The following is a 20,383-nucleotide window of genomic DNA, read 5'->3' as shown; positions in this document are numbered from 1 at the left end:
GCACAACGCCCCGTGAACACGCGGTTCACGGGGCGTTGTGGAGGGCAGCGCTGGCCGCTTTACTGCGGGTTGTCGCTGTTATAGATGGCCTGATCCAGTTCGTTCTCGCTGCGTCCGACCAGAGTGGTGGTCATCAGGTCGCCGGCGACGTTGACCGTAGTGCGCGCCATGTCGAGGATGCGATCAATGCCGGCGATCAGCGCCACGCCTTCCAGCGGCAGACCGACCGAGGTCAGCACCAAACCCAGCATGATCAGCCCGGCGCCTGGTACACCGGCAGTGCCCACCGACGCCAGGGTGGCGGTGAGGATAATCATTAGGTACTGCGCGCCATTCAGCTCAACCCCGAAGGCCTGGGCAATAAACAGGGCCAACACACCTTGGTAGATGGCTGTGCCATCCATGTTGATGGTGGCGCCTACCGGCAGTACGAAGCCCGCCACACCTTGCGACACACCGAGGTTTTTCCGTGCGCATTCAATCGATACCGGCAGGGTGCCGGCGCTGCTGGAGGTGCTGAAGGCCACGGCCAGCGCTGGCGCCACGCCCTTGAAGAAACGCAGCGGGCTGAGCCGTGCGAGCAATGCCAGCAGGCCGCCATAGACCAGAAGCATGTGGGCGATGCTGGCCAGGTAAATGACCCCGATCACCTCGGCCAACGGCAGCAGCACTTCGATGCCGTGGGAGGCCACCACGCTGGCGATCAGCGCGAACACGCCAATGGGCGCACAACGCATCACCAGGTCGGTGAGCTTGTAGAACACCTCGGCCAGGCTGTTGAACAGCTTGACGGTCGGCGCCGCCTTTTCGCCAATCAGGTTCATGCTCACGCCCAGGGCAATGGCGAACACAATGATCTGCAGGATATTGCCTTCGGCAAAGGCGGCGACTGGATTGGTCGGTACCAGGCCGACCAGAATCTGTACCAGCGAGGGCGCCTGCTTGGCTTCCTGGACGCCGCTGGCGACCATATTCATGCCTTCGCCGGGGCTGAACAGGGCGCCGAAGAGCAGGCCAATGCTCACCGCAAAGGCGGTGGTGAGCAGGTAAATGGCGATGGTTTTAACGCTGATGCGGCCGAGCTTGGCGCTGTCGCTCATGGCAGTAATACCGGCCACCAGGGAGACGAATACCAGCGGCACGATGAGCATCTTGATGGCGTTGAGGAACAGCGTACCAATTGGCGCGAGCAGCAGGGCGTTGCTCTTGAACAGCACGCCGGTGAGCACGCCAAGGCCTAGGCCGATAAGGATTTGTTGCCACAGCGGCATGCGCCCTAGGAAGCCTAGGGAGAAGGTGGTGCTCTGACTCATGGTGGTTACCCGGATTGTCGTTGTTGTGGGGCCGTTTGTTACGGCCTTGAGCGATGCCGTCCGGCTGGCTGGGGCGTAAAGGCCTGATCTATGGCCAAAAAAACGCGCCGCATCCTTACGGATGCGGCGCGTTGTGCTGCTCTGTGTGTCAGGTGGTTAGCGGTACCTGTGGTGCAATGGTCACAGGTTTTGCTGGCTGTGGCGACTGTTGCGTTGTGCCGGGCAGGTTCTGGCTATAGAACACCGGCACGCTAGGCCACAGGCGGCGCGGCGGATGAATAGCGAGAAAGCCGGTGGGCGCAGGTTGCTGATGCATGACGACGCTCCTTGCTCAAGGCTGCAGCGGGACGAGACGTGGGGCAATCATGTTTTCCGGGCGCAGGATGTCGGCCAGCTCAGCGTCGCCCAGCAGCTTCTCTTCACGCACCAACTCCAGCACGCTGCGACCACTTTCCAGCGCCACCTTGGCGATGCGCGTGGCGTTTTCGTAGCCGATGTAGGGGTTGAGTGCGGTGATCAGACCGATGGAGTTTTCCATCAACTCACGGCAGCGTTCTTCGTTGGCGGTGATGCCGTCGATGCACAGCTCACGCAACATATCCATGGCGCGGGTCAGCAGGCGGATCGAATCGAAGATCTTGTAGGCGATCAGCGGCTCCATGACGTTGAGCTGCAACTGGCCGCCTTCGGCCGCCATGGTCAGGGCCAGGTCGTTGCCGATCACTTCAAAGGCCACCTGGTTAACCGCTTCCGGGATTACTGGGTTGACCTTGCCCGGCATGATCGAGCTGCCCGGCTGACGCGCCGGCAAGTTGATCTCGTTGATGCCGGTGCGTGGGCCGCTGGAGAGCAGGCGCAGGTCGTTGCACATCTTCGACAGTTTGACTGCGGTGCGCTTGAGCATGCCGGAGAACAGCACGAACGCGCCCATGTCCGAGGTGGCTTCGATCAAGTCAGCGGCAGGGGTCAGCGGCTGGCCGCTGATGATCGCCAGGCGCTTAACGGCCAGCAGCTGGTACTGCGGGTCGGCGTTAATGCCGGTGCCAATCGCGGTGCCACCCAGGTTGACTTCGGTGAGCAGGGTTGGCGCCAGCAGCTTGAGGTGCTGCAGGTCTTCGCCGAGGGTGGTGGCGAAGGCGCGGAATTCCTGGCCGAGGGTCATCGGCACGGCGTCTTGCAGCTGGGTGCGACCCATCTTCAACACGTGGTTGAACTCCAGGTGCTTTTTCGACAGCGACTGGATCAGCTTATCCAGTGCGGTCAGCAGGCTTTCGTGGCCGAGCAACAGGCCGAGACGAATGGCGGTGGGATAGGCGTCGTTGGTCGACTGCGCCATGTTCACGTCGTTGTTCGGGTGCAGCTGCTTGTAGTCACCTTTCTCGAAACCCATGGCTTCCAGGGCGATGTTGGCGATCACCTCGTTGGCATTCATGTTGGTCGAGGTGCCGGCGCCGCCTTGAATCATGTCGACCACGAACTGATCGTGGAACTCGCCCTGAATGATGCGTGCGCAAGCGGTGCTAATGGCCGTGTGCTTGGCGGCAGACAGGTGGCCCAGCTCGCGGTTGGCGTCGGCTGCTGCCTGCTTGACCATGGCCAGCGCAATCACCAGTTTCGGGTAGTGCGACAGCGTCACGCCGGACAGGCGGAAGTTCTGCACGGCGCGCAGGGTCTGAATGCCGTAATAGGCCTCAGCGGGAACGTCGAGGGTGCCGAGCAGGTCTTTTTCAAGGCGGGTTGATGCAGCAGCGGACATGATGGTTACTATCTCTGGATGTGCGGTATAGGCCGCGATGCCCCGTAGGTTAGGGGCTGTAGCCTGATGCTGGCCAATGCTGTTAATCGCTGGGTCATGCATAATCGGCATAATGTAGGTGTGACTCTTAGGCGTGCTCGGCGCATGAGCAGCCTAAAACTAGATACCTGAGGCCGCGCAGCGGTTATCGAGAAAATCCCCTGAATTAGCAAGCGTTTACGCGATTAAATCTGGATGGCGGAATGAGCGATGAATCTAGAAAGTAAATGGCTGGAAGATTTTGTCACCCTGGCGGCCACCCGCAGCTTTTCCCAGGCGGCGCAAAAGCGCTTCGTCACCCAGCCGGCCTTTAGTCGGCGGATTCGTAGCCTGGAGAGCATGCTCGGGTTGACCCTGGTGGACCGCAGCTGCACGCCGATCGAGTTGACTGAGTCCGGTCAGCTGTTTCTGGTGACGGCGCGCAGCATCGTCGAGCAGCTGGGTGAGGTGGTGCGCCATCTGCACAACCTCGAAGGCCAGCAGGGTGAGGTGATGCAGATTGCCGCCGCGCACTCGCTGACCCTGGGCTTTTTCCCCCAGTGGATCGCCCGCCTGCGGCGGGAAGGGCTGCCGCTGAACACCCGCTTGGTCGCCACCAACGTCGGCGAAGCGGTGCATGCGCTGCGTGACGGCGCCTGCGATTTGATTCTGGCCTTTTACGACCCGGACGCAGCCCTGCAAATGGACCCGGAGATTTTCCCCTCACTGCACCTGGGCCGTACGGAAATGCTGCCGGTGTGTGCGGTGAGCGAAGACGGTACGCCGCTGTTCGACCTCGACAATGGTCAGAGCGTGCCGCTGCTGGCCTACAGTGCCGGCGCGTTTCTCGGTCGCTCGGTGAATCTGTTGCTGCGTCAGCGCGCGCTGCGTTCCACCACCGTGTATGAAACGGCAATGGCCGACAGCCTGAAAAGCATGGCCTTGCAGGGCATGGGCGTGGCGTGGGTGCCGCGCTTGTCGGTCAGTGGCGAGCTGGCCCGTGGTGAGCTGGTGGTGTGCGGTAATGAGCAGTGGCAGGTGCCGCTGGAAATCCGCCTGTACCGCTGCGCCTTGGTGCGCAAGGCGTCGGTACGCCTGCTCTGGCGCAAGCTGGAAACCGGCGAGGTCGGTGGTTAACGCCGTGTGTTGAAGATCGTCGCGCAGCCGATTAGCCGCTGCGCCGTGATGACCTCAGGTGCCGGACTTAATGGTGTTCCAGGCGCGGGTGCGTACGCGCTCAACCTTTTGCGGCAGCGGCTGCAGTACGTAAAGGGTCTTTTGTGCGGCGGCGGTTGGCGTCAGGCCAGGGTTGTCGCGGATTTCTGCGCCCACCAATGGCATGGCGGCTTTGTTCGGGTTGGGGTAGCCGAGGAAATCGCTGATCGGCGCGACGACTTTGGGGTCAAGCAGGTTGTTGAGGAACTCGTGGGCCTCGGCAACGTTCTGCGCGCTTTTCGGAATGGCGAAGGAGTCGTACCACAACGGTGCGCCTTCTTTCGGCAAGCGCCAGTCGACCACCACGCCGTTGCCAGCCTCTTTGGCGCGGTTGGCGAACTGGTAGAAGCTGCCTGAGTAACCGATGGCCACGCAGATGTTGCCGTTGGCGATATCGGTCATGTACTTGGCGGAGTGGAAGTAGGCGATGTTGGGGCGAATTTTCAGCATCAGCTCGGTGGCTTTTTTGTAGTCATCCGGGTTTGTGCTATTCGGGTCCAGGCCCAGGTAGTGCAGGGCAATCGGCAGAATGTCGCCGGGCGAGTCGAGCATGGCCACGCCGCACTGCTTGAGCTTGCTGATGTTCTCTTCCTTGAAGATCAGGTCCCAGCTGTTAACCGGTGCATCGGCGCCCAGCGCTTCTTTGACTTTGTCTACGTTGAAGCCGATCAGCACGGTGCCGTACATATAGGGTACGGCGTACTGGTTACCGGGGTCGTTGGCGGTCATCAGTTCGAGCAGGCCGGGGTCGAGGTTCTGCCAATTCGGCAGCTTGCTCTTGTCCAGCTTCTGGAATACCCCGGCTTTGATTTCGTTCTCAAGGAATGTGTTGGTCGGCACCACCAGGTCGTACCCCGAGTTGCCGGTCAGCAGCTTGGCTTCCAGACCTTCGTTGGTGTCGAAGATGTCCCAGGTCAGTTTGATGCCGGTGTTGGCGGCAAAGTCCTTGGGCACCGAGGGCAGCATGTAGTCAGCCCAGTTGTATACGCGCAGTTCACGTTGCGGCGTTGCGGTTTCGGCCTGCGCGGCGCTGGCCAATAGCGTTGCACCGCAGATGGCGGTGGCGAGTAGGTGTTTGATTGTTTTCATCGTTCTTCACCTTGAGCAATTAAAAGAGGGCTTACGCGCCCTCGAAACCTTCCAGAACATTCACTGCATTCACGCCGATGGCTTCGACGGCATAGCCGCCTTCCATGACAAACAGGGTCGGCTTGCCAAGGGCGGCGATGCGCTTGCCCATGGCCAGGTAGTCCGGACTGTCGAGTTTGAACTGGGAAATCGGGTCGTCCTTGAAGGTGTCCACGCCCAGCGACACCACAATCACCTCGGCATCAAATTCGGCGATGCGTTGGCAGGCCTCATCCAGCGCCGCGCTCCACACTGCCCAAGGGCTGCCCATGGCCAGCGGGTAGTTGAAGTTGCAGCCTTCACCGGCGCCTTCGCCGCACTCATCGGCATAGCCGAGGAAGAACGGGAACTCCTCGGCCGGGTCGCCGTGGATCGAGGCGAACAGCACGTCATTGCGGGTATAGAAGATGTCCTGGGTGCCGTTGCCGTGGTGGTAGTCGACATCGAGGATAGCCACGCGTTGTTTGCCCTGGTCGATAAAGGCCTGGGCGGCGATGGCGGCATTGTTCAGGTAGCAGTAACCGCCCATCAGCTCGCCGGCGGCGTGGTGGCCCGGCGGCCGGCACAGGGCGAAGGCGCTGTGTGCGCCGTTTGCGATGGTTTGCTGGGCACTGAGTGCTACTTGTGCGGCGCTGTAGGCGGCCTGCCAGGTACCAGCGGTAATCGGCGCGCCACCGTCGAAGCTGTAATAACCCAGCTGGCCGTGCAGGTCCTTGGGGATGACCGCGCGCAGGGTGCGGGCTGGCCAGGTAAAGGGCAGGAGGTCGCCCGTGCCGTTCTGTGCCTGCCAGCGGCTCCAGGCACCCTGAAAGAAGTCCAGATAAGCGGCGCTGTGAATACGCTCAATTGGCGCACGGCCGAAATCCTGCGGTGGGTGCACCTCGCCAAGCTGGCGAGCCTCAACCCGCTGCAGGATATGGTCGGCGCGTTGTGGCTTCTCGAAACAGGGCATCAGCTGGCCATCGATCAGCTCGCAGCTGCCGTGGTGCAGGTGATGGTCGTCGCTGTAAAAGGTCAGCATGCAGGTGGCTCCCAGGCTTGTTGTTCTAGTCACCATTGTTCGCCGCTCGTGGGTTGTGAAAAAACGCTGACAACGGCCAAAAGGGGATCGAAGTGGCCAAGTTACGCGGCCGCCTTGGCATTTCGTGGGAGGCACTTTAGCGGCGAGCTGTTTGATCGTGGTTGTTGCGGCTAAAGCCCCTCCCACAAATCCCTATCACTGCGCGGCTCAGAGTCAGGCGCGGAAACGGCTTGGTGGCACACCGCTCCAGCGCTGGAAGGCATGGCGGAAGCTGGCGGTTTCGCTGAAACCGAGGTGTTCGGCGATGCGGCAGATTGGCCAGTCTTCCTCGCTTAACAAGGTTTTTGCCCGCTCGAAGCGCAGCTCATCAAGCAGTTCCTGATAGTGCGTGCCTTGCGCCTGCAGGTGCCGGCGCAGAGTGCGCGGCGAGCAATGCATCTGCTGCGACAGCTGTTCTAAGCCGGGCGGTGCTGTGACTTGTTCCGCCAGCAATTGGCGGATGCGCCCGAGCCAGGCCTGGCGGGTGGTGAACTCGGTATTCTGCTTGCGGCAACGGCTGAGCATTTCCCGGTGAGTGACCGCGTCGGCCAATGGCAAAGGCTGCTGTAGCAGATGCGCGGGGAAGGCGAACGCGTTGCGCGCGGCATTGAACTGCAGGGGGCAGGCGAAACTGTGCGGGTAACGGTCGCTGTAATGCGGCTCGCTGTAGCAAAACTGCGCGGCACTCAGCTGCAGCGGCTGGCCGAGTAGGTCATCACTGATCAGTTTGAGCGAGGCCAGGCACATCTCCAGGTTGAACATCTCCAGCTCAGGGCTGTGCTGGTAATCGCTGGCGCAGACCCAGGCCAGTTCGCCTTCGATGCACAAGTCCAGCTTGAAGTAGGTGCCGAGCAGTGCTGGGTACTGCAGCATAAGTCGCCAGGCGTCACCAAAGGTGGCACTCGACAGGGCGGCGTAACCGACCATGCCGTAGGCTGATACATGCATGCGCCGGCCCAGCTCCAGGCCCAGATCACTGCGCAGGTGCAGGGCATTGGCACAGACTTGCAACTCCTGGGTGCGGGTGATGCGTGTATCGGCGCACGCCAGATCACTGGCTGCAATGGCGCTGCTAGCCAGCAGTTGCTCGGTTAGCTCGGGTTGCTCGGCAAAGATCTCGAGAATTTGTGAGACCACATGCAGGGTGGTCAGGTGGGCATGCAACATCAGTACGACCGTAGCGGTTCAGAATGCTCAGAACGACGCAAGAATTATGCCGTGGACTGGCAGTGGCCCGTGGGGCAGGCCACTGCCGGGGAAGGCCTAGCGGTTGCGCAGGAACGCGTTGATAAAATCGCCCTGGTTGGGGGCTTTTTCATGGGTGGTAAACACCAGGTTTGCATCCTTCTCGCGCAACTTTAACGCGTCAGCAAAGCTGCACTGCACGCTGCTCAGCTGTTTGGCTTGGGTTTTGTAATCAGCATTGTCTTCGCACAGGTACGCGATCTGCCGCACGACTTCACCGCAGAAGCTCGGCACGCTGAGGCGTTTGAGTTTCTCGTCATCAAGCGCCTGCCAGTCAACCTGGGTGTGCAGCGTCGTGCCGCAGGTTTTTGAGGCGTGCTGATCGATCTGTTGCAATTGCGCGGTGAAGTCGGCCACGCGTTGTTCACGGTCAAAGCGGCTCAGCTGCTCCTGAACGCCTTGTTTTTTCTGCTGCTCATAGAGCGCCAATAGGCTGGCCGGCTTGGCTGTCTTGCTCTTGTCTGCATCGAAGCCCAGCTCGAAACCGTCGGTATTCGGCAGGTAGAGTTTGACGCGCTCGCCACCCCAGTCTTGGCGTTTGACCAGCATGTTGTAAGCGCTGCCATTGAGGGTGGTGCTGTAGTCGCGGTCATCGTTACCGCGGTCCTTGAGGGTGGTGAGGATGACCACTTCATCGAGGGGGTGATTGATGCCGCTGACCTGAACCAGGGCCTGCGTGTTGTCGCTGCTGGGTGCCACGATGACGCTGATACCGTTGCCGGCATCGAAGGCCTGCGGGTACTTGGCCAGTTCCAGCGCGCTGGCGTTGAGGGTGAGCAGTGATGCGCTGAGTAGCAGTGACAGCCTTGTCATGGTGGCGTCCTTGTTGGATGAAAAGGGCGCCCAGTATAGCCAGAGTCGTGCTGTCGATTTGTGCGCGGAGTCTGCTCGTGCTGCCTGCAAACGGCTGGTTTGGTGCCCTGTGATGGGGCTCGGCGTGTGCTTCGACAAACGGTTGGCAGGGGTGCGCGCCTGCTGGGGCTTTACGGTATACTGCGCGGCCTTTGGCCGGTCGCACCGGCCGGAATTCGCACACAAGCCACGCCGGTTTTCCCGCGTGGCTTGTTGGTTTTTGCCGCGCCTGCGGGCGCATTTTGAGAAGAGGCACGACGATGAGCGCACTGGTTGGCGTGATCATGGGCTCCAAGTCCGATTGGTCCACCCTTAGCCACACCGCCGAGATGCTGGATAAGCTAGGCATTCCGTACGAAGTGAAGGTGGTTTCCGCCCACCGCACCCCGGACCTGCTGTTCCAGTATGCCGAGCAAGCAGACGAGCGTGGCATTCAGGTGATCATCGCCGGTGCCGGCGGCGCGGCGCACCTGCCGGGCATGTGTGCGGCCAAGACCCACCTGCCGGTACTCGGTGTGCCAGTGCAAAGCGCTGTGCTCTCGGGTGTCGACTCGCTGCTGTCGATCGTGCAGATGCCAGCCGGTATTCCGGTTGCCACTCTCGCTATCGGCAAGGCCGGTGCGGTGAACGCTGCGCTGCTCGCGGCGAGCATTCTCGGTCACCAGCACCCGCAGTTCCACGCGGCGCTCAAGCAGTTCCGTCAGGATCAGACCGAAACCGTATTGGACAACCCGGACCCGCGTGAGGCCTAACCCATGAAGATCGGCATAATCGGTGGCGGCCAACTGGGCCGTATGATGGCGCTGGCAGGTACCCCACTAGGGATGAACTTCGCCTTCCTCGACCCCGCGCCGGACGCCTGCGCGCAAGCGTTGGGTGAGCATATCCGCGCCGATTATGGCGATCAGGATCATCTGCGCCAGCTGGCTGACGAAGTCGACCTGGTGACCTTCGAGTTCGAGAGCGTTCCGGCCGAAACCGTGGCCTTCCTCTCCCAGTTCGTCCCGGTCTACCCGAGCGCCGAAGCCTTGCGCATCGCCCGCGATCGCTGGTTTGAAAAGTCCATGTTCAAGGACCTGGGCATTCCCACCCCGGACTTCGCCGATATCCAGTCGCAAGCCGACCTGGATGCTGCTGTCGCGGCTATCGGTTTACCAGCGGTGATGAAGACCCGCACCCTGGGTTACGACGGCAAGGGCCAGAAGGTTCTGCGTAAGCCTGAGGACGTCACCGGCGCCTTTGCCGAACTGGGCAGCGTGCCGTGCATTCTTGAAGGTTTCGTCCCCTTCACCGGTGAAGTGTCGCTGGTCGCCGTGCGTGCCCGCGATGGTGAAACGCGCTTCTACCCGTTGGTGCACAACCGCCACGACAGCGGCGTGCTGGCCTTGTCGATCGCCAGCACCGATCACCCGTTGCAGGCGCTGGCAGAAGATTACGTCGGCCGCGTGCTGAGCAAGCTCGACTACGTTGGTGTGCTGGCGTTCGAGTTCTTTGAAGTCGATGGTGGCCTGAAAGCCAACGAAATCGCCCCGCGCGTACACAACTCCGGGCATTGGACCATCGAAGGCGCCGAGTGCAGCCAGTTCGAGAACCACCTGCGCGCCGTCGCCGGCCTGCCGCTGGGCTCGACCGCCAAGGTTGGCGAGAGTGCGATGCTCAACTTCCTCGGCAGCGTACCGCCGGTTGAGCAGGTTATCGCCATCGATGGCTGCCGCTTGCACCACTACGGCAAGGCCTTCAAGGCCGGGCGCAAGGTTGGCCACGCCACCCTGCGCTGCGCGGATCGCGCCACCCTGGACAAGCAAATTGCTGCTGTCGAGGCGTTGATCACCAAGGGCTGAGTCCGTCTGGCGCCGCCAGATGGAACCTTGGCGGATGATTTACGTCTGATTGCCTAACGCCATTATTGGCATCCCTGCAACAGACGTGGAGTACAGCGCCATGAGCATTCTCGGCATTATCTTTATCGGCCTGATCGTCGGCTTGATCGCGCGCTTTATCAAACCTGGCAACGACAGCATGGGCTGGATCATGACCATCCTGCTGGGTGTCTGCGGCTCAATCGCTGCGACCTATGGCGGCCAGGCGTTGGGGGTATACAAAGTCGGTGAGTCTGCCGGCTTTATCGGCGCGGTGATCGGTGCAGTGGTGTTGCTGGTAATCTACGGCGCAGTCAAAAAGGGCTGATGCCCTTTCACTCCGCCGCCCTGTGAGCCCATCGATGCGTTATCTGTTGTTACCCTTGCTGCTTGTCAGCACCTTGGCCTGTGCCGAGCTGCCGGAAACCGATTGGCTGGAGCTGATGCCGCCGCAAGATCGGGCGGCACTGGAAGCCATGCCGGAGATCGACCATCAGGGCGCCGAGCAAGACAGCGCGTTCTATAACCCCGGCGGTCTCAAACAGCAAGATAACAACCTACCGGTGGTGATGTACTCGACCAGCACCGTCGCCGCCCTGAATGGCAAAACGCTGCGCCTTGGCGGCTACCCCGTGCCGCTGGAAACCGACCGAGAAGGCCGCAGTACGTTGTTCTTTCTGGTGCCCTATCCCGGCGCTTGCATCCACGTCCCGCCACCCCCCCCGAACCAGCTGGTACTCGTTCGCTACCCCCAAGGCATTGAGTTGGACGACATCTACGCACCGCTGTGGGTCAGCGGCACGCTGAAGGTCGAACAGGTCAACAATGAACTGGCGGACGCCGCGTATGCCATGCAGGCGGATGCAGTCAGAGTGGTCACCGATGACGACCTATAAGCCTGGAGTTTCATCCATGAAAGCTGCCTGCCTACTGCTGTTGTGTCTGATCTCCGCCAGCGCCCTGGCCCTTGAAACCGGTGAGCGCCTAGCGCCCTGGACCCTATTGGACCAGCACGACCAGGCCTACACCCTCGACAATCAACTGCAGGTGCTGCTGGTGGCCCAAAGCATGGACGCCGCCAAACTGGTCGACGCCGCCCTGCAAGACAAGCCCAAGGGCTACCTGGAACAGCGCCACGCGGTTTTTCTCGCCGATATCAGCCGCATGCCCAAGGTGATAGCCACCTTGTTCGCCCTCCCCAAAATGCGCGACTACAACTACCGCATCCTCCTCGACCGCGACGCCCGCATCACCCCGCGTTACCCGGTAGACGCCACCAGCGTGCTGTGGCTCGACCTGCGAGACGGCAAGCTGCAGGGGCAGCGCAGCTTTACCGATGCCAGCGAGTTGACGCAGGCGCTTGAAGCTGTAGCGCCGCAGTAAGCGCGGGTGGCCTTTGGCGTGTCATGTAGGCGATTGCTTTAGCGCTGCAGTGGTTCAGCCCAGATACTGACGTTGAGCTGATGCTGTGCGCCTGCGGCCAGTAGGCGGATGTCGTCCATGACATTGGCGTGTTCGATGCACAGCATGCTTTGCCAGGCATCGGCGGAAAATTGTGAGAGGCGTTGTGCCTTGTCGATCCAGGGGTTCCACAGCACCGCAGATTGCGAGCCGTGGCTATGCAGTTGGATGCGCCGCTGCCAGGCGGGGTCGAGGATGCTCAGTGATGCGGGTGTGTCCAGGTAGATGCGGTCGGTTTCGCCGTTGAACTGCAGTGGCCCTTCTTGCTGGCGAGTCTGCCAGTCTTCCAGGGTTTCAATGTAGCGGCAGCCGTGCAGGCCCTCGACGCTGACCTGACGAATATCGCTGACGGCAAAATAGCTGTGCAGCGCCTGGCTGATGGCCAGCGGTGTGTCGCTCAGGTTGCGGCTAGTGAGTTCGAGGTGCAGGCGGCCATCCAGGCGAATACGCAGGTGCAGTTCAGCTGCGTGGGGCCAGTCAGTCAGCGGCTGATCTGCAGTGTTGAAGACAAAGTCGAGGCAGATGCCGTTATCGTCGCTATCAATCCCCTGTAGCTGCCAGTCGAGGCCTCGTACCAGGCCGTGGGCGGGTGCGTGTGCAGGTTGGCAGTGCATGCTCTGTACGGCTTGTGGATTGCGTTGCAGGCTGCCAAACCATGGCCAGCAAACGGGCACGCCGCCGCGTACGCCCTGGCCGCGCTTATAAGCGGCTCGCTCACTGAGCCAGATCAGCGGTGGTTGATCATCCTCCTGGTAGCTGAGGATCTGCGCGCCTTGCTGGCTGATCAGTAGTTCGGTACCCGCGTAGCGCGCGCGCCAGCCGGTCAGCTCATCCAGTTCGAGGCGTTCAACGTGGGACCTGGCCATTGGCATACTCGCATTAGAAGAAATAAAGACGGCTATTGGAGCCCAGCTTGCGCGCAGAAAGCAAAACGCCCGTCAGCGACGGGCGTTTTGTGGTGGCGCATAGATTACTTACCGTAGACCTGCTCTGGCAGCCAGGTGATCAACCCTGGGAACTGGTAGGCGAGCACGAGCAGAAAGATCTGGATCAGGATAAATGGCAGCACACCCTTATAGATGGTGCTGGTTGGTACGGAGGCCGGGGTGACGCCACGCAGGTAGAACAGCGCGAAGCCGAACGGTGGGGTAAGGAAGGAGGTCTGCAGGTTCAGCGCGATCATCACGCCCAGCCAGACTGGGTCCAGGCCCATGGCCAGCAATACCGGGCCGACAATCGGCACCACCACAAAGGTGATCTCGATAAAGTCGAGGATAAAGCCGAGCAGGAAGATCACCACCATCACCAGGAAGAACGCGCCGAGCACGCCGCCGGGTAATTGGGCGAATACATCTTCGATCATCGCCTCGCCGCCGAAGCCGCGGAACACCAGAGAAAACAGCGACGCACCAATCAGGATCATAAAGACCATGGCGCTGATTTCCGTGGTGCCAGAGGCCACTTCACGCAGTTGGCCGAAGTTCAGCTTGCCCTTGCAGAACGCCAGCACCATTGCGCCCAATGCGCCCAGAGCGGCGGCTTCGGTCGGGGTGGCGTAACCGGCGAGGATCGAGCCGAGTACCGCACCGATCAGCAGCAGTGGCGGTACCAATGCGTTGATCAGCTTGCCCCACTCAATCGGCCCCAGCTCCTCCTGCGGCAAGGCGGGCAGCTTTTTCGGCTGGAAGATCGCGACACCGATGATGTACACAATATACAGCCCCACCAGCAGCAAGCCGGGCAGCAGCGCACCGACAAACAGGTCGCCCACCGAGACGGTCTTCGGCGAGAAAATACCCATCTTCAGCTGGGCTTGGGAGTAGGCGCTGGACATCACATCACCCAGCAGTACCAGCACGATAGACGGTGGAATGATCTGCCCTAATGTGCCGGTAGCCGCCAGGGTGCCGGTGGCAATCGCCGGGTCATAACCGCGCCGCAGCATGGTTGGCAGGGCCAGCAGGCCCATGGTTACTACGGTGGCGCCGACAATGCCGGTACTGGCGGCGAGCAGGGCGCCTACCACGCAGACGGAAATGGCCAGGCCGCCGCGCAAGGTGCCGAATAGCCGCGACATGGACTCCAGCAGGTCTTCGGCGACCCTGGACTTCTCCAGCATCACGCCCATAAACACGAACAGCGGCACCGCCAGCATCGTCTGGTTGTTCATGATGCCGAACAGCCGGTTGGGCAGCGCGCTCAGGTAGCTGCCATCGAAGGCGCCGATGAGGATGCCGATGCCGGCAAACAGCAGCGAGACGCCGCCGAGGGTGAAGGCTACCGGGTAGCCCGCCATCAAGGCTGCGCAGATGCTGATAAACAGCAGAATTGCCATTAATTCAGCCATGGGTCAGCTCCTCGGTAGGTAGGCGGCCGAGGAGGATATTGGCGAATTTGATCAAATCTGAAATGCCTTGCAAGACCAGGCTGATGATGAGGAGCAAGATGATGCTCTTCTGCAAATAGACGAATTTCAGGCCGCCAGATTCGCTGGAGCCTTCTAAGGTCGCCCACGAATTGCTGACGTAATCCCAGCTGGCCCAGCCCAGAAACAGGCAGACCGGCAGCAGAAATAACAGCGTGCCGAGGCTATCGACCAGGGCTTTACGGCGTGGGCTGAAGTTTTGATAGAAGATATCGACACGCACATGGCCGTTGCGCTGCAACACCCAGGCGGCGGCGCCCATAAAGACCAAGGCGTGGGCATACAGCACGGCTTCTTGCAGTGCGGTTGCACCGATGCCAAAACCGTAACGCAACACCACCACGATGGCGGTGCCGAGTACCAAAAACAGGGTCAGCCAGGCGCAGGCTTTACCTAAATTGGCATTGAGTGAATCGATCAGACGAGCAAGGCCGAGCAGCAGAGGCGGTTTGTCGGACATCATAAGTCCTTATGGTTATGAGCTGTTTAAGCAGGCGGGGCGGCGATTTTAGGCAGGCCCGGGTATGTGCGGCAATGGCCCTGCAACTTTAGTCGTATCCGCTAGGCTTGAGAGGTTCTTAGGCCTATTTTAGTCAAGCGTGGTGGGTCCGCAGTGATCCTGTGGTCAAACCAATACAACAATAAAGGAGCATTGCATGAAACGTCGTCAAATTCTCGCAGCAGCAGGCGTAGGCCTCGCAGCCACCGCCCTGGCTGGCTGCAAGCAAGAAGCTGAAACTGCTGGTAAGCCCCAGGCAGGCGCTGACACTGAAACGTTTAACTGGAAAATGGTCACGTCCTGGCCGAAGAATTTCCCTGGCGTGGGTGTGGGTGCCGAGCGTTTCGCCACGCTGGTCAATGAAATGAGTAATGGCCGCTTGAAGGTCAAGGTGTATGCCGCGGGTGAGCTGGTGCCGGCGCTGGAAGTGTTCGATGCGGTCAGTCGCGGTACGGCCGAGATGGGTCACGGTGCACCTTATTATTGGAAGGGCAAAGTCCCGGCCGCACAGTTTTTCTGCGCCCTGCCATTTGGCCCGAATGCCCAGGAAATGAACGCCTGGCTGCACAAGGGCGGTGGTATGCAGTTGTGGGAAGAAACCTACAAGCCTTTCGGTGTGCTGCCGATGGCTTGTGGTGCGACAGGCGTGCAGACCGCTGGTTGGTTCAATAAGGAAATCAACGGCGTTGACGACTTCAATGGCCTGAAGATGCGCACCCCAGGGCTGGGCGGCGAAGTGTTGACCAAGATGGGCGGCACCGTAGTTAACATGCCGGCGGGTGAAATCTTCACTGCGCTGCAAACCGGTGCGATTGATGCCACCGAGTGGATTGGCCCCTACAACGACCAGGCGCTGGGCCTGCACAAAGCCGCCAAGTACTACTACACCCCGGGCTGGCAAGAGCCGAACGTGACCTTCGAGCTGGATATCAACATCAAGGCCTGGGAAACCCTGCCGGCTGACTTGCAGGCCATCGTCCGTGCTGCTGCGCGCGATGTGAACGGTGACATGCTCGATGATTACAACGCCAAGAACATGGAAGCCATGGAGCAGCTCAAGAGTGAGGGCGTAGAGGTGCGCCGCCTGCCGGATGAAGTGTTGGCCAAACTTAAAGTGGTCGCCGCCGAAGTGGTCGACGCCAGCGCCGCAGCCGATCCAGTGGCGAGCAAGGTGTGGGCGCAGCAGAAGGCTTATCTGCAGCGTCTTTACGACTACGCCGAGTCGAACGAGAAGGATATTTACAACATTCGTGGCTGATTCTTAGCGCACAGCAAAACGCCGGCTTAATAGCCGGCGTTTTTGTTTGTCATCTGCGCTCAGCGCCGCGCCGGAACCGGACGGGTACGGCCACTGCCATCGATGGCGACAAACACGAACACCGCCTCGGTGACCTTGCGCCATTCACTGGACAGCGGGTCATCGCTCCACACTTCAACGAGCATCTGGATCGAGCTGCGGCCTACTTCCACGGTTTGCGTATAGAAGGACAATTGCGCACCCACCGCCACCGGCACCAGGAAGGCCATGCGGTCAATGGCCACGGTGGCCACGCGTCCGCCTGCCACTTTGCAGGCCATGGCAGTGCCGGCCAGGTCCATTTGCGAGACCAGCCAGCCGCCATAGATATCGCCAAAGCCGTTGGTTTCACGCGGCAGAGCAGTGATTTGCAAAGCCAGGTCGCCTTGCGGGATAGGGTCTTCCTGTTCGAAATCGTGCATCAGATAGGCTCACGGCGCGGTTGTTGTTATTGGCGCGGTGCGGGGCTTGGCGGTGGCGGCGAGTCAGGCTCTGCGGCTATCGCGGGGTCGCCCGCAGGCCCGCGGGACTGCGGGCGCAGCGAGTATAACGACTCAGCAGTCGCAGGGCGACCATCGCGCTTTGCTATTGGGTATCCGGTCTTTTCATCGGCGCGGATAAAACATCGTGTTGTTCATCTAACTGTCATATTGATTACATACAGTCGTCATGCGGCCTACAGATACTTGGCCCCGTTCAATCCAACACTAGTTTTTCAGGAGTAAGGCATGAAACTTAAGCGTTTGATGGCGGCCATGACTTTTGTCGCCGCTGGCGTGGCTACTGCCACTGCGGTTGCTGCTGTCGACCCGGCTCTGCCGAGCTACACCAAGACTTCCGGCGTATCGGGCAACTTGTCCAGCGTCGGTTCCGACTCCTTGGCCAACCTGATGACGCTGTGGGCTGAAGAGTTCAAAAAGGAATACCCGAACGTCAACATCCAGATTCAGGCTGCCGGCTCCTCTACCGCGCCACCTGCGTTGACTGAAGGCACCGCCAGCATGGGTCCGATGAGCCGTGCGATGAAGGATGCCGAGATCCAGGCGTTCGAAGAAAAGTACGGTTACAAGCCGACTGCCGTACCGGTGGCCATCGATGCCCTGGCGGTCTTCGTGCACAAAGACAACCCGATCAAGTCCCTGGACATGGCTCAGGTTGACGCCATCTTCTCCAGCACCCGTCTGTGCGGTGGCGCTACCGATATCAAAACCTGGGGCGATGTGGGCATGACTGGCGAGTGGGCGACCAAGCCGATCCAGCTGTTCGGTCGTAACTCGGTATCCGGTACCTACGGTTACTTCAAAGAAGAAGCCCTGTGCAAAGGTGACTTCAAGGCCAACGTCAACGAGCAGCCAGGTTCGGCTTCCGTGGTGCAGTCGATCTCCAGCACCATCAACGCCATCGGTTACTCGGGCATCGGCTACAAGACTTCCAGCGTGAAGACTGTGCCACTGTCGAAGAAAGGCGGCGAAGCTTTTGACGCCAACGAAGAAAATGCCCTGGCTGGCAAGTTCCCGCTGGCTCGCTTCTTCTATGTTTACGTTAACAAGGCTCCGAACAAGCCGCTGAGCCCGCTGGACGCTGAGTTCATCAAGCTGGTGCTGTCCAAGCAAGGCCAGGACGTTGTCGTAAAAGACGGCTACATCCCGCTGCCGAGCAAAGTGGCGGCGAAAACCATGAAGGAACTGGGTCTGTAAGGACCGCTTAACTGGCAAGGACGCCAACAAATGGTCGCAAACCCTTTTTAACGTCGCGCAGCGACGGCCCGAAGGGTGATCGCCAGGGATGGCAGACCATTAAGTAATTCGCACGCCCACCTTCGTTTACGGCAGGTGGGCGTTGCTTTGTCAAAGCGCTGTAACTTTTCTGTCATACAGTGGCGTTAGAGTTGGCGCCTCGTATAGCGACAGAACTCACTATGGCGCGCTCATGGCTGCGCAGAGACGCTCTTACCTATGAATGACTTGGCTAGTGAAACCATGACCGCCACCTCCAAATCCCTTGGGCTGGACTTCAATACTCCGGCCTTGCAACGTAAGCGCCGTATCCGCGCGCTGAAAGATCGTTTCGCCCGCTGGGCGGTTTCCATCGGTGGTATGGCCGTGCTCGGCGCCATCACCCTGATCTTCTTCTACCTGGCCTATGTGGTGCTGCCAATGTTCCAGGGCGCCAGCCTGGACACTCGCAAGCCCGTGCAGGTTGCCTGGCTGAATGAAGCCGCCGCGCCGCTCTTGTTGACCCTGGAAGAGCAGAACCAGATGGCCATGCGCCTGGACCAGAGCGGTAAGGTGCAGTTCTTCGACGCGAAGAAGATGCAGCCGCTGAGCAGCGTGCAGCTGCCAATCCCGGCGGATGTGCGGATTGCTTCAGTCGGCCAGGACCAGCCCGGCAGCAACCGCGTCGCTCTGGGCCTATCCAACGGCCAGGTGCTGGTGTTCCAGCATGTTTACAAGCTCAGCTACCCGAATGATGTGCAAACCATCACGCCGAGCATCGAGTATCCGTTCGGCGAAGCGCCAATTGAACTCGACCCGCAGGGCCGCGAACTGGATCACGTGGGCGTCAGTCTGAACAGCGGTACCTTGATGCTCACTGGTTCCACCGGCACCGAGCTGCATGTGCTGAAGCTCGGTCGTGAAGAAAACATGATGACCGGCGAGGTAACCCTCAGCGAAGAGCGCGTTACCCTGCCGCAGATCGCCGAGCCAATCAAGGCGCTGATCATCGACCCTCGCCACCTGTGGCTTTATGTCGTCAATGGCCGCGCCACGGCCGATGTCTTCGACATGCGTAGCAACAGTCTCAACGGCCGCTACAAGCTGCTCGCTGATGCCAAGCTGGAAGTTAGCAACGCCACCTCGCTGCTCGGTGGTATCTCGCTGATGATCGGCGATAGCAGCGGCGGCATCGCCCAGTGGTTTATGGTGCGTCAGGAAGATGGCAAGGCCTCACTGACCTCTATTCGCAGCTTCCAGCTGGCCGATAGTCCGATCGTGCAGACTCTCCCGGAAGAGCGCCGCAAGGGCTTCTTCGCCCTGGACGCCAAAGGCAACCTGGGTATCTTCCACAGCACCGCGCACCGCACCCTGCTGGTTAAGCCAGTAGCCGAAGGTCAGGCTCTGGCGGCCCTGTCGCCGCGCGCCAACCGCCTGCTGGTGGAGAGCGATGGCCAGCTGCAGCGTTTGATCATCGACAACCCGCACCCGGAAATTTCCTGGAGCTCGTTGTGGGGCAAGGTTTGGTACGAGAACTATGACGCGCCTGGCCACGTCTGGCAGTCGACCTCTGCCAGCACCGACAACGAACCCAAGCTAAGCCTCGCGCCGCTGGCCTTCGGTACCCTGAAAGCGGCGTTCTACGCGATGCTCCTGGCTGCTCCGCTGGCCATTGCCGCCGCACTGTACACCGCCTATTTCATGGCCCCGTCGCTGCGGCGCAAGGTCAAGCCGGTGATTGAACTGATGGAAGCGTTGCCGACGGTGATTCTCGGTTTCTTCGCCGGCCTGTTCCTCGCGCCTTATGTCGAAGGGCACCTACCCGGCATCTTCAGCCTGCTGATCTTTACCCCGATTGGCATCATGTTGGCCGGCTACCTGTGGAGCCGCCTGCCTGAATCGATCCGCCTGAGCGTGCCGGATGGCTGGGAATCAGCGCTGCTGGTGCCGGTGATCCTGCTGGTGGGCTATGTCTCGCTGGCCATGAGTGGGCATCTGGAAAACTGGCTGTTCGACGGCAACATGCGCATGTGGCTGAGCAATGATCTGGGCATTCCGTTCGACCAGCGCAACGCCCTGGTGGTCGGCTTGGCCATGGGTTTTGCGGTAATCCCGACTATTTACTCGATTGCCGAAGACGCCGTGTTCAGCGTGCCGAAGAGCCTGACCTTCGGCTCCCTGGCCCTTGGTGCCACGCCCTGGCAGACCCTGACCCGCGTGGTCATCCTCACTGCGAGCCCTGGCATCTTCTCGGCGGTGATGATCGGCATGGGTCGCGCCGTTGGTGAAACCATGATCGTGCTGATGGCCACCGGTAACACCGCCATCATGGACATGAACATCTTTGAAGGTCTGCGCACCCTGGCCGCCAACGTGGCGGTAGAAATGCCCGAGTCGGAAGTCGGTGGTACTCACTACCGTGTGTTGTTCCTCTCGGCGCTGGTGCTGCTCGGCTTCACCTTTGTCATGAACACCCTGGCAGAACTGGTGCGCCAGCGTCTGCGCGTCAAGTACGCCTCGCTCTAAGGCTTGGGAAGGTA

Annotated in this window: 20 protein-coding genes; 9 read left to right on the top strand and 11 right to left on the bottom strand. The window is 60.5% G+C overall.

Translation table 11 applies throughout. The features are described from left to right. Nucleotides 1-59: 59 nt before the first annotated feature. From N1078_RS10145 to aspA, 3 genes are all read right to left on the bottom strand, one after another. Nucleotides 60-1,313: a dicarboxylate/amino acid:cation symporter gene (locus N1078_RS10145; protein ID WP_274088051.1), complete on the bottom strand. Its 1,254-nt coding sequence runs from the start codon at nt 1,311-1,313 to the stop codon at nt 60-62. 148 nt (nt 1,314-1,461) lie between these two features. Beyond that, complete coding sequence (locus tag N1078_RS10140) at nt 1,462-1,629, bottom strand: hypothetical protein (RefSeq protein WP_274088050.1); 168 nt, start codon at nt 1,627-1,629, stop codon at nt 1,462-1,464. 15 nt (nt 1,630-1,644) lie between these two features. Beyond that, nucleotides 1,645-3,069 carry an aspartate ammonia-lyase gene (aspA, locus tag N1078_RS10135; RefSeq protein ID WP_274088049.1) on the bottom strand — a complete coding sequence of 475 codons (1,425 nt, stop codon included), beginning with the start codon at nt 3,067-3,069 and terminating at the stop codon, nt 1,645-1,647. 249 nt (nt 3,070-3,318) lie between these two features. Between aspA and N1078_RS10130 the strand changes: the two genes are divergently transcribed. Further along, nucleotides 3,319-4,224, top strand: a complete 906-nt coding sequence (locus tag N1078_RS10130) for a LysR substrate-binding domain-containing protein (protein WP_274088048.1) — start codon at nt 3,319-3,321, stop codon at nt 4,222-4,224. Nucleotides 4,225-4,278: 54 nt separating this feature from the next. Here the strand turns inward: N1078_RS10130 and N1078_RS10125 are convergent, their stop codons facing one another. The 4 genes from N1078_RS10125 to N1078_RS10110 form a co-directional block, all read right to left on the bottom strand. Continuing rightward, nucleotides 4,279-5,391: a polyamine ABC transporter substrate-binding protein gene (locus N1078_RS10125; protein WP_274088047.1), complete on the bottom strand. Its 1,113-nt coding sequence runs from the start codon at nt 5,389-5,391 to the stop codon at nt 4,279-4,281. Nucleotides 5,392-5,422: 31 nt separating this feature from the next. Further along, entirely contained in the window at nt 5,423-6,451 is a 1,029-nt protein-coding gene (locus N1078_RS10120) for a histone deacetylase family protein (protein WP_274088046.1), read from the bottom strand. Between the two features lie 213 nt (nt 6,452-6,664). Next, nucleotides 6,665-7,657 (bottom strand): AraC family transcriptional regulator, encoded by a 993-nt coding sequence (locus tag N1078_RS10115; protein ID WP_274088045.1) that lies wholly within the window; start codon nt 7,655-7,657, stop codon nt 6,665-6,667. A gap of 96 nt (nt 7,658-7,753) precedes the next feature. Then, on the bottom strand, nt 7,754-8,548 hold the full coding sequence (locus N1078_RS10110) for a hypothetical protein (protein ID WP_274088044.1): 795 nt from the start codon (nt 8,546-8,548) through the stop codon (nt 7,754-7,756). Nucleotides 8,549-8,847: 299 nt separating this feature from the next. Between N1078_RS10110 and purE the strand changes: the two genes are divergently transcribed. The 5 genes from purE (at nt 8,848) to N1078_RS10085 (ending at nt 11,829) form a co-directional block, all read left to right on the top strand. After that, nucleotides 8,848-9,339 (top strand): 5-(carboxyamino)imidazole ribonucleotide mutase, encoded by a 492-nt coding sequence (gene purE / locus N1078_RS10105; protein WP_274088043.1) that lies wholly within the window; start codon nt 8,848-8,850, stop codon nt 9,337-9,339. 3 nt (nt 9,340-9,342) lie between these two features. Next, a complete protein-coding gene (locus N1078_RS10100) occupies nt 9,343-10,428 on the top strand; it encodes a 5-(carboxyamino)imidazole ribonucleotide synthase (RefSeq protein ID WP_274088042.1) in 1,086 nt (361 codons plus the stop codon). A gap of 100 nt (nt 10,429-10,528) precedes the next feature. Next, nucleotides 10,529-10,774: a GlsB/YeaQ/YmgE family stress response membrane protein gene (locus N1078_RS10095; protein ID WP_274088041.1), complete on the top strand. Its 246-nt coding sequence runs from the start codon at nt 10,529-10,531 to the stop codon at nt 10,772-10,774. Between the two features lie 34 nt (nt 10,775-10,808). Continuing rightward, on the top strand, nt 10,809-11,342 hold the full coding sequence (locus tag N1078_RS10090) for a DUF3299 domain-containing protein (protein ID WP_274088040.1): 534 nt from the start codon (nt 10,809-10,811) through the stop codon (nt 11,340-11,342). A 16-nt stretch (nt 11,343-11,358) separates the two neighbouring features. Further along, nucleotides 11,359-11,829: an FAD/FMN-containing dehydrogenase gene (locus N1078_RS10085; RefSeq protein ID WP_274088039.1), complete on the top strand. Its 471-nt coding sequence runs from the start codon at nt 11,359-11,361 to the stop codon at nt 11,827-11,829. A gap of 38 nt (nt 11,830-11,867) precedes the next feature. Here N1078_RS10085 and N1078_RS10080 read toward each other — a convergent pair whose 3' ends face one another. The 3 genes from N1078_RS10080 to N1078_RS10070 all read right to left on the bottom strand — a co-directional run bounded on the left by N1078_RS10080 (nt 11,868) and on the right by N1078_RS10070 (nt 14,792). After that, complete coding sequence (locus N1078_RS10080; RefSeq protein ID WP_274088038.1) at nt 11,868-12,773, bottom strand: D-hexose-6-phosphate mutarotase; 906 nt, start codon at nt 12,771-12,773, stop codon at nt 11,868-11,870. Nucleotides 12,774-12,877: 104 nt separating this feature from the next. Next, the gene (locus N1078_RS10075; protein WP_274088037.1) at nt 12,878-14,254 is read right to left on the bottom strand and encodes a TRAP transporter large permease; all 1,377 of its coding nucleotides are present in this window, start codon (nt 14,252-14,254) and stop codon (nt 12,878-12,880) included. Further along, nucleotides 14,247-14,792 carry a TRAP transporter small permease subunit gene (locus tag N1078_RS10070; protein WP_274088036.1) on the bottom strand — a complete coding sequence of 182 codons (546 nt, stop codon included), beginning with the start codon at nt 14,790-14,792 and terminating at the stop codon, nt 14,247-14,249. The genes N1078_RS10075 and N1078_RS10070 overlap by 8 nt, the downstream gene beginning before the upstream one ends. Nucleotides 14,793-14,988: 196 nt before the next feature. Between N1078_RS10070 and N1078_RS10065 the strand changes: the two genes are divergently transcribed. Then, nucleotides 14,989-16,089 (top strand): TRAP transporter substrate-binding protein, encoded by a 1,101-nt coding sequence (locus N1078_RS10065; protein ID WP_274088035.1) that lies wholly within the window; start codon nt 14,989-14,991, stop codon nt 16,087-16,089. Between the two features lie 59 nt (nt 16,090-16,148). Here N1078_RS10065 and N1078_RS10060 read toward each other — a convergent pair whose 3' ends face one another. Continuing rightward, on the bottom strand, nt 16,149-16,550 hold the full coding sequence (locus N1078_RS10060) for an acyl-CoA thioesterase (RefSeq protein WP_090250791.1): 402 nt from the start codon (nt 16,548-16,550) through the stop codon (nt 16,149-16,151). Between the two features lie 306 nt (nt 16,551-16,856). On the opposite strand from N1078_RS10060, the gene N1078_RS10055 reads away from it, so the two are divergent. After that, entirely contained in the window at nt 16,857-17,825 is a 969-nt protein-coding gene (locus N1078_RS10055; RefSeq protein WP_274088034.1) for a PstS family phosphate ABC transporter substrate-binding protein, read from the top strand. A 258-nt stretch (nt 17,826-18,083) separates the two neighbouring features. Further along, nucleotides 18,084-20,369: an ABC transporter permease subunit gene (locus tag N1078_RS10050; RefSeq protein ID WP_274088033.1), complete on the top strand. Its 2,286-nt coding sequence runs from the start codon at nt 18,084-18,086 to the stop codon at nt 20,367-20,369. Nucleotides 20,370-20,383: the final 14 nt, after the last annotated feature.

It is taken from the genome of Pseudomonas sp. MIL19, from assembly GCF_028680365.1.
Taxonomy (GTDB): domain Bacteria; phylum Pseudomonadota; class Gammaproteobacteria; order Pseudomonadales; family Pseudomonadaceae; genus Aquipseudomonas; species Aquipseudomonas spirodelae.
Note: the sequence above shows the minus strand (reverse complement) of the source record. Positions and strands in the feature narration are given on the sequence as shown.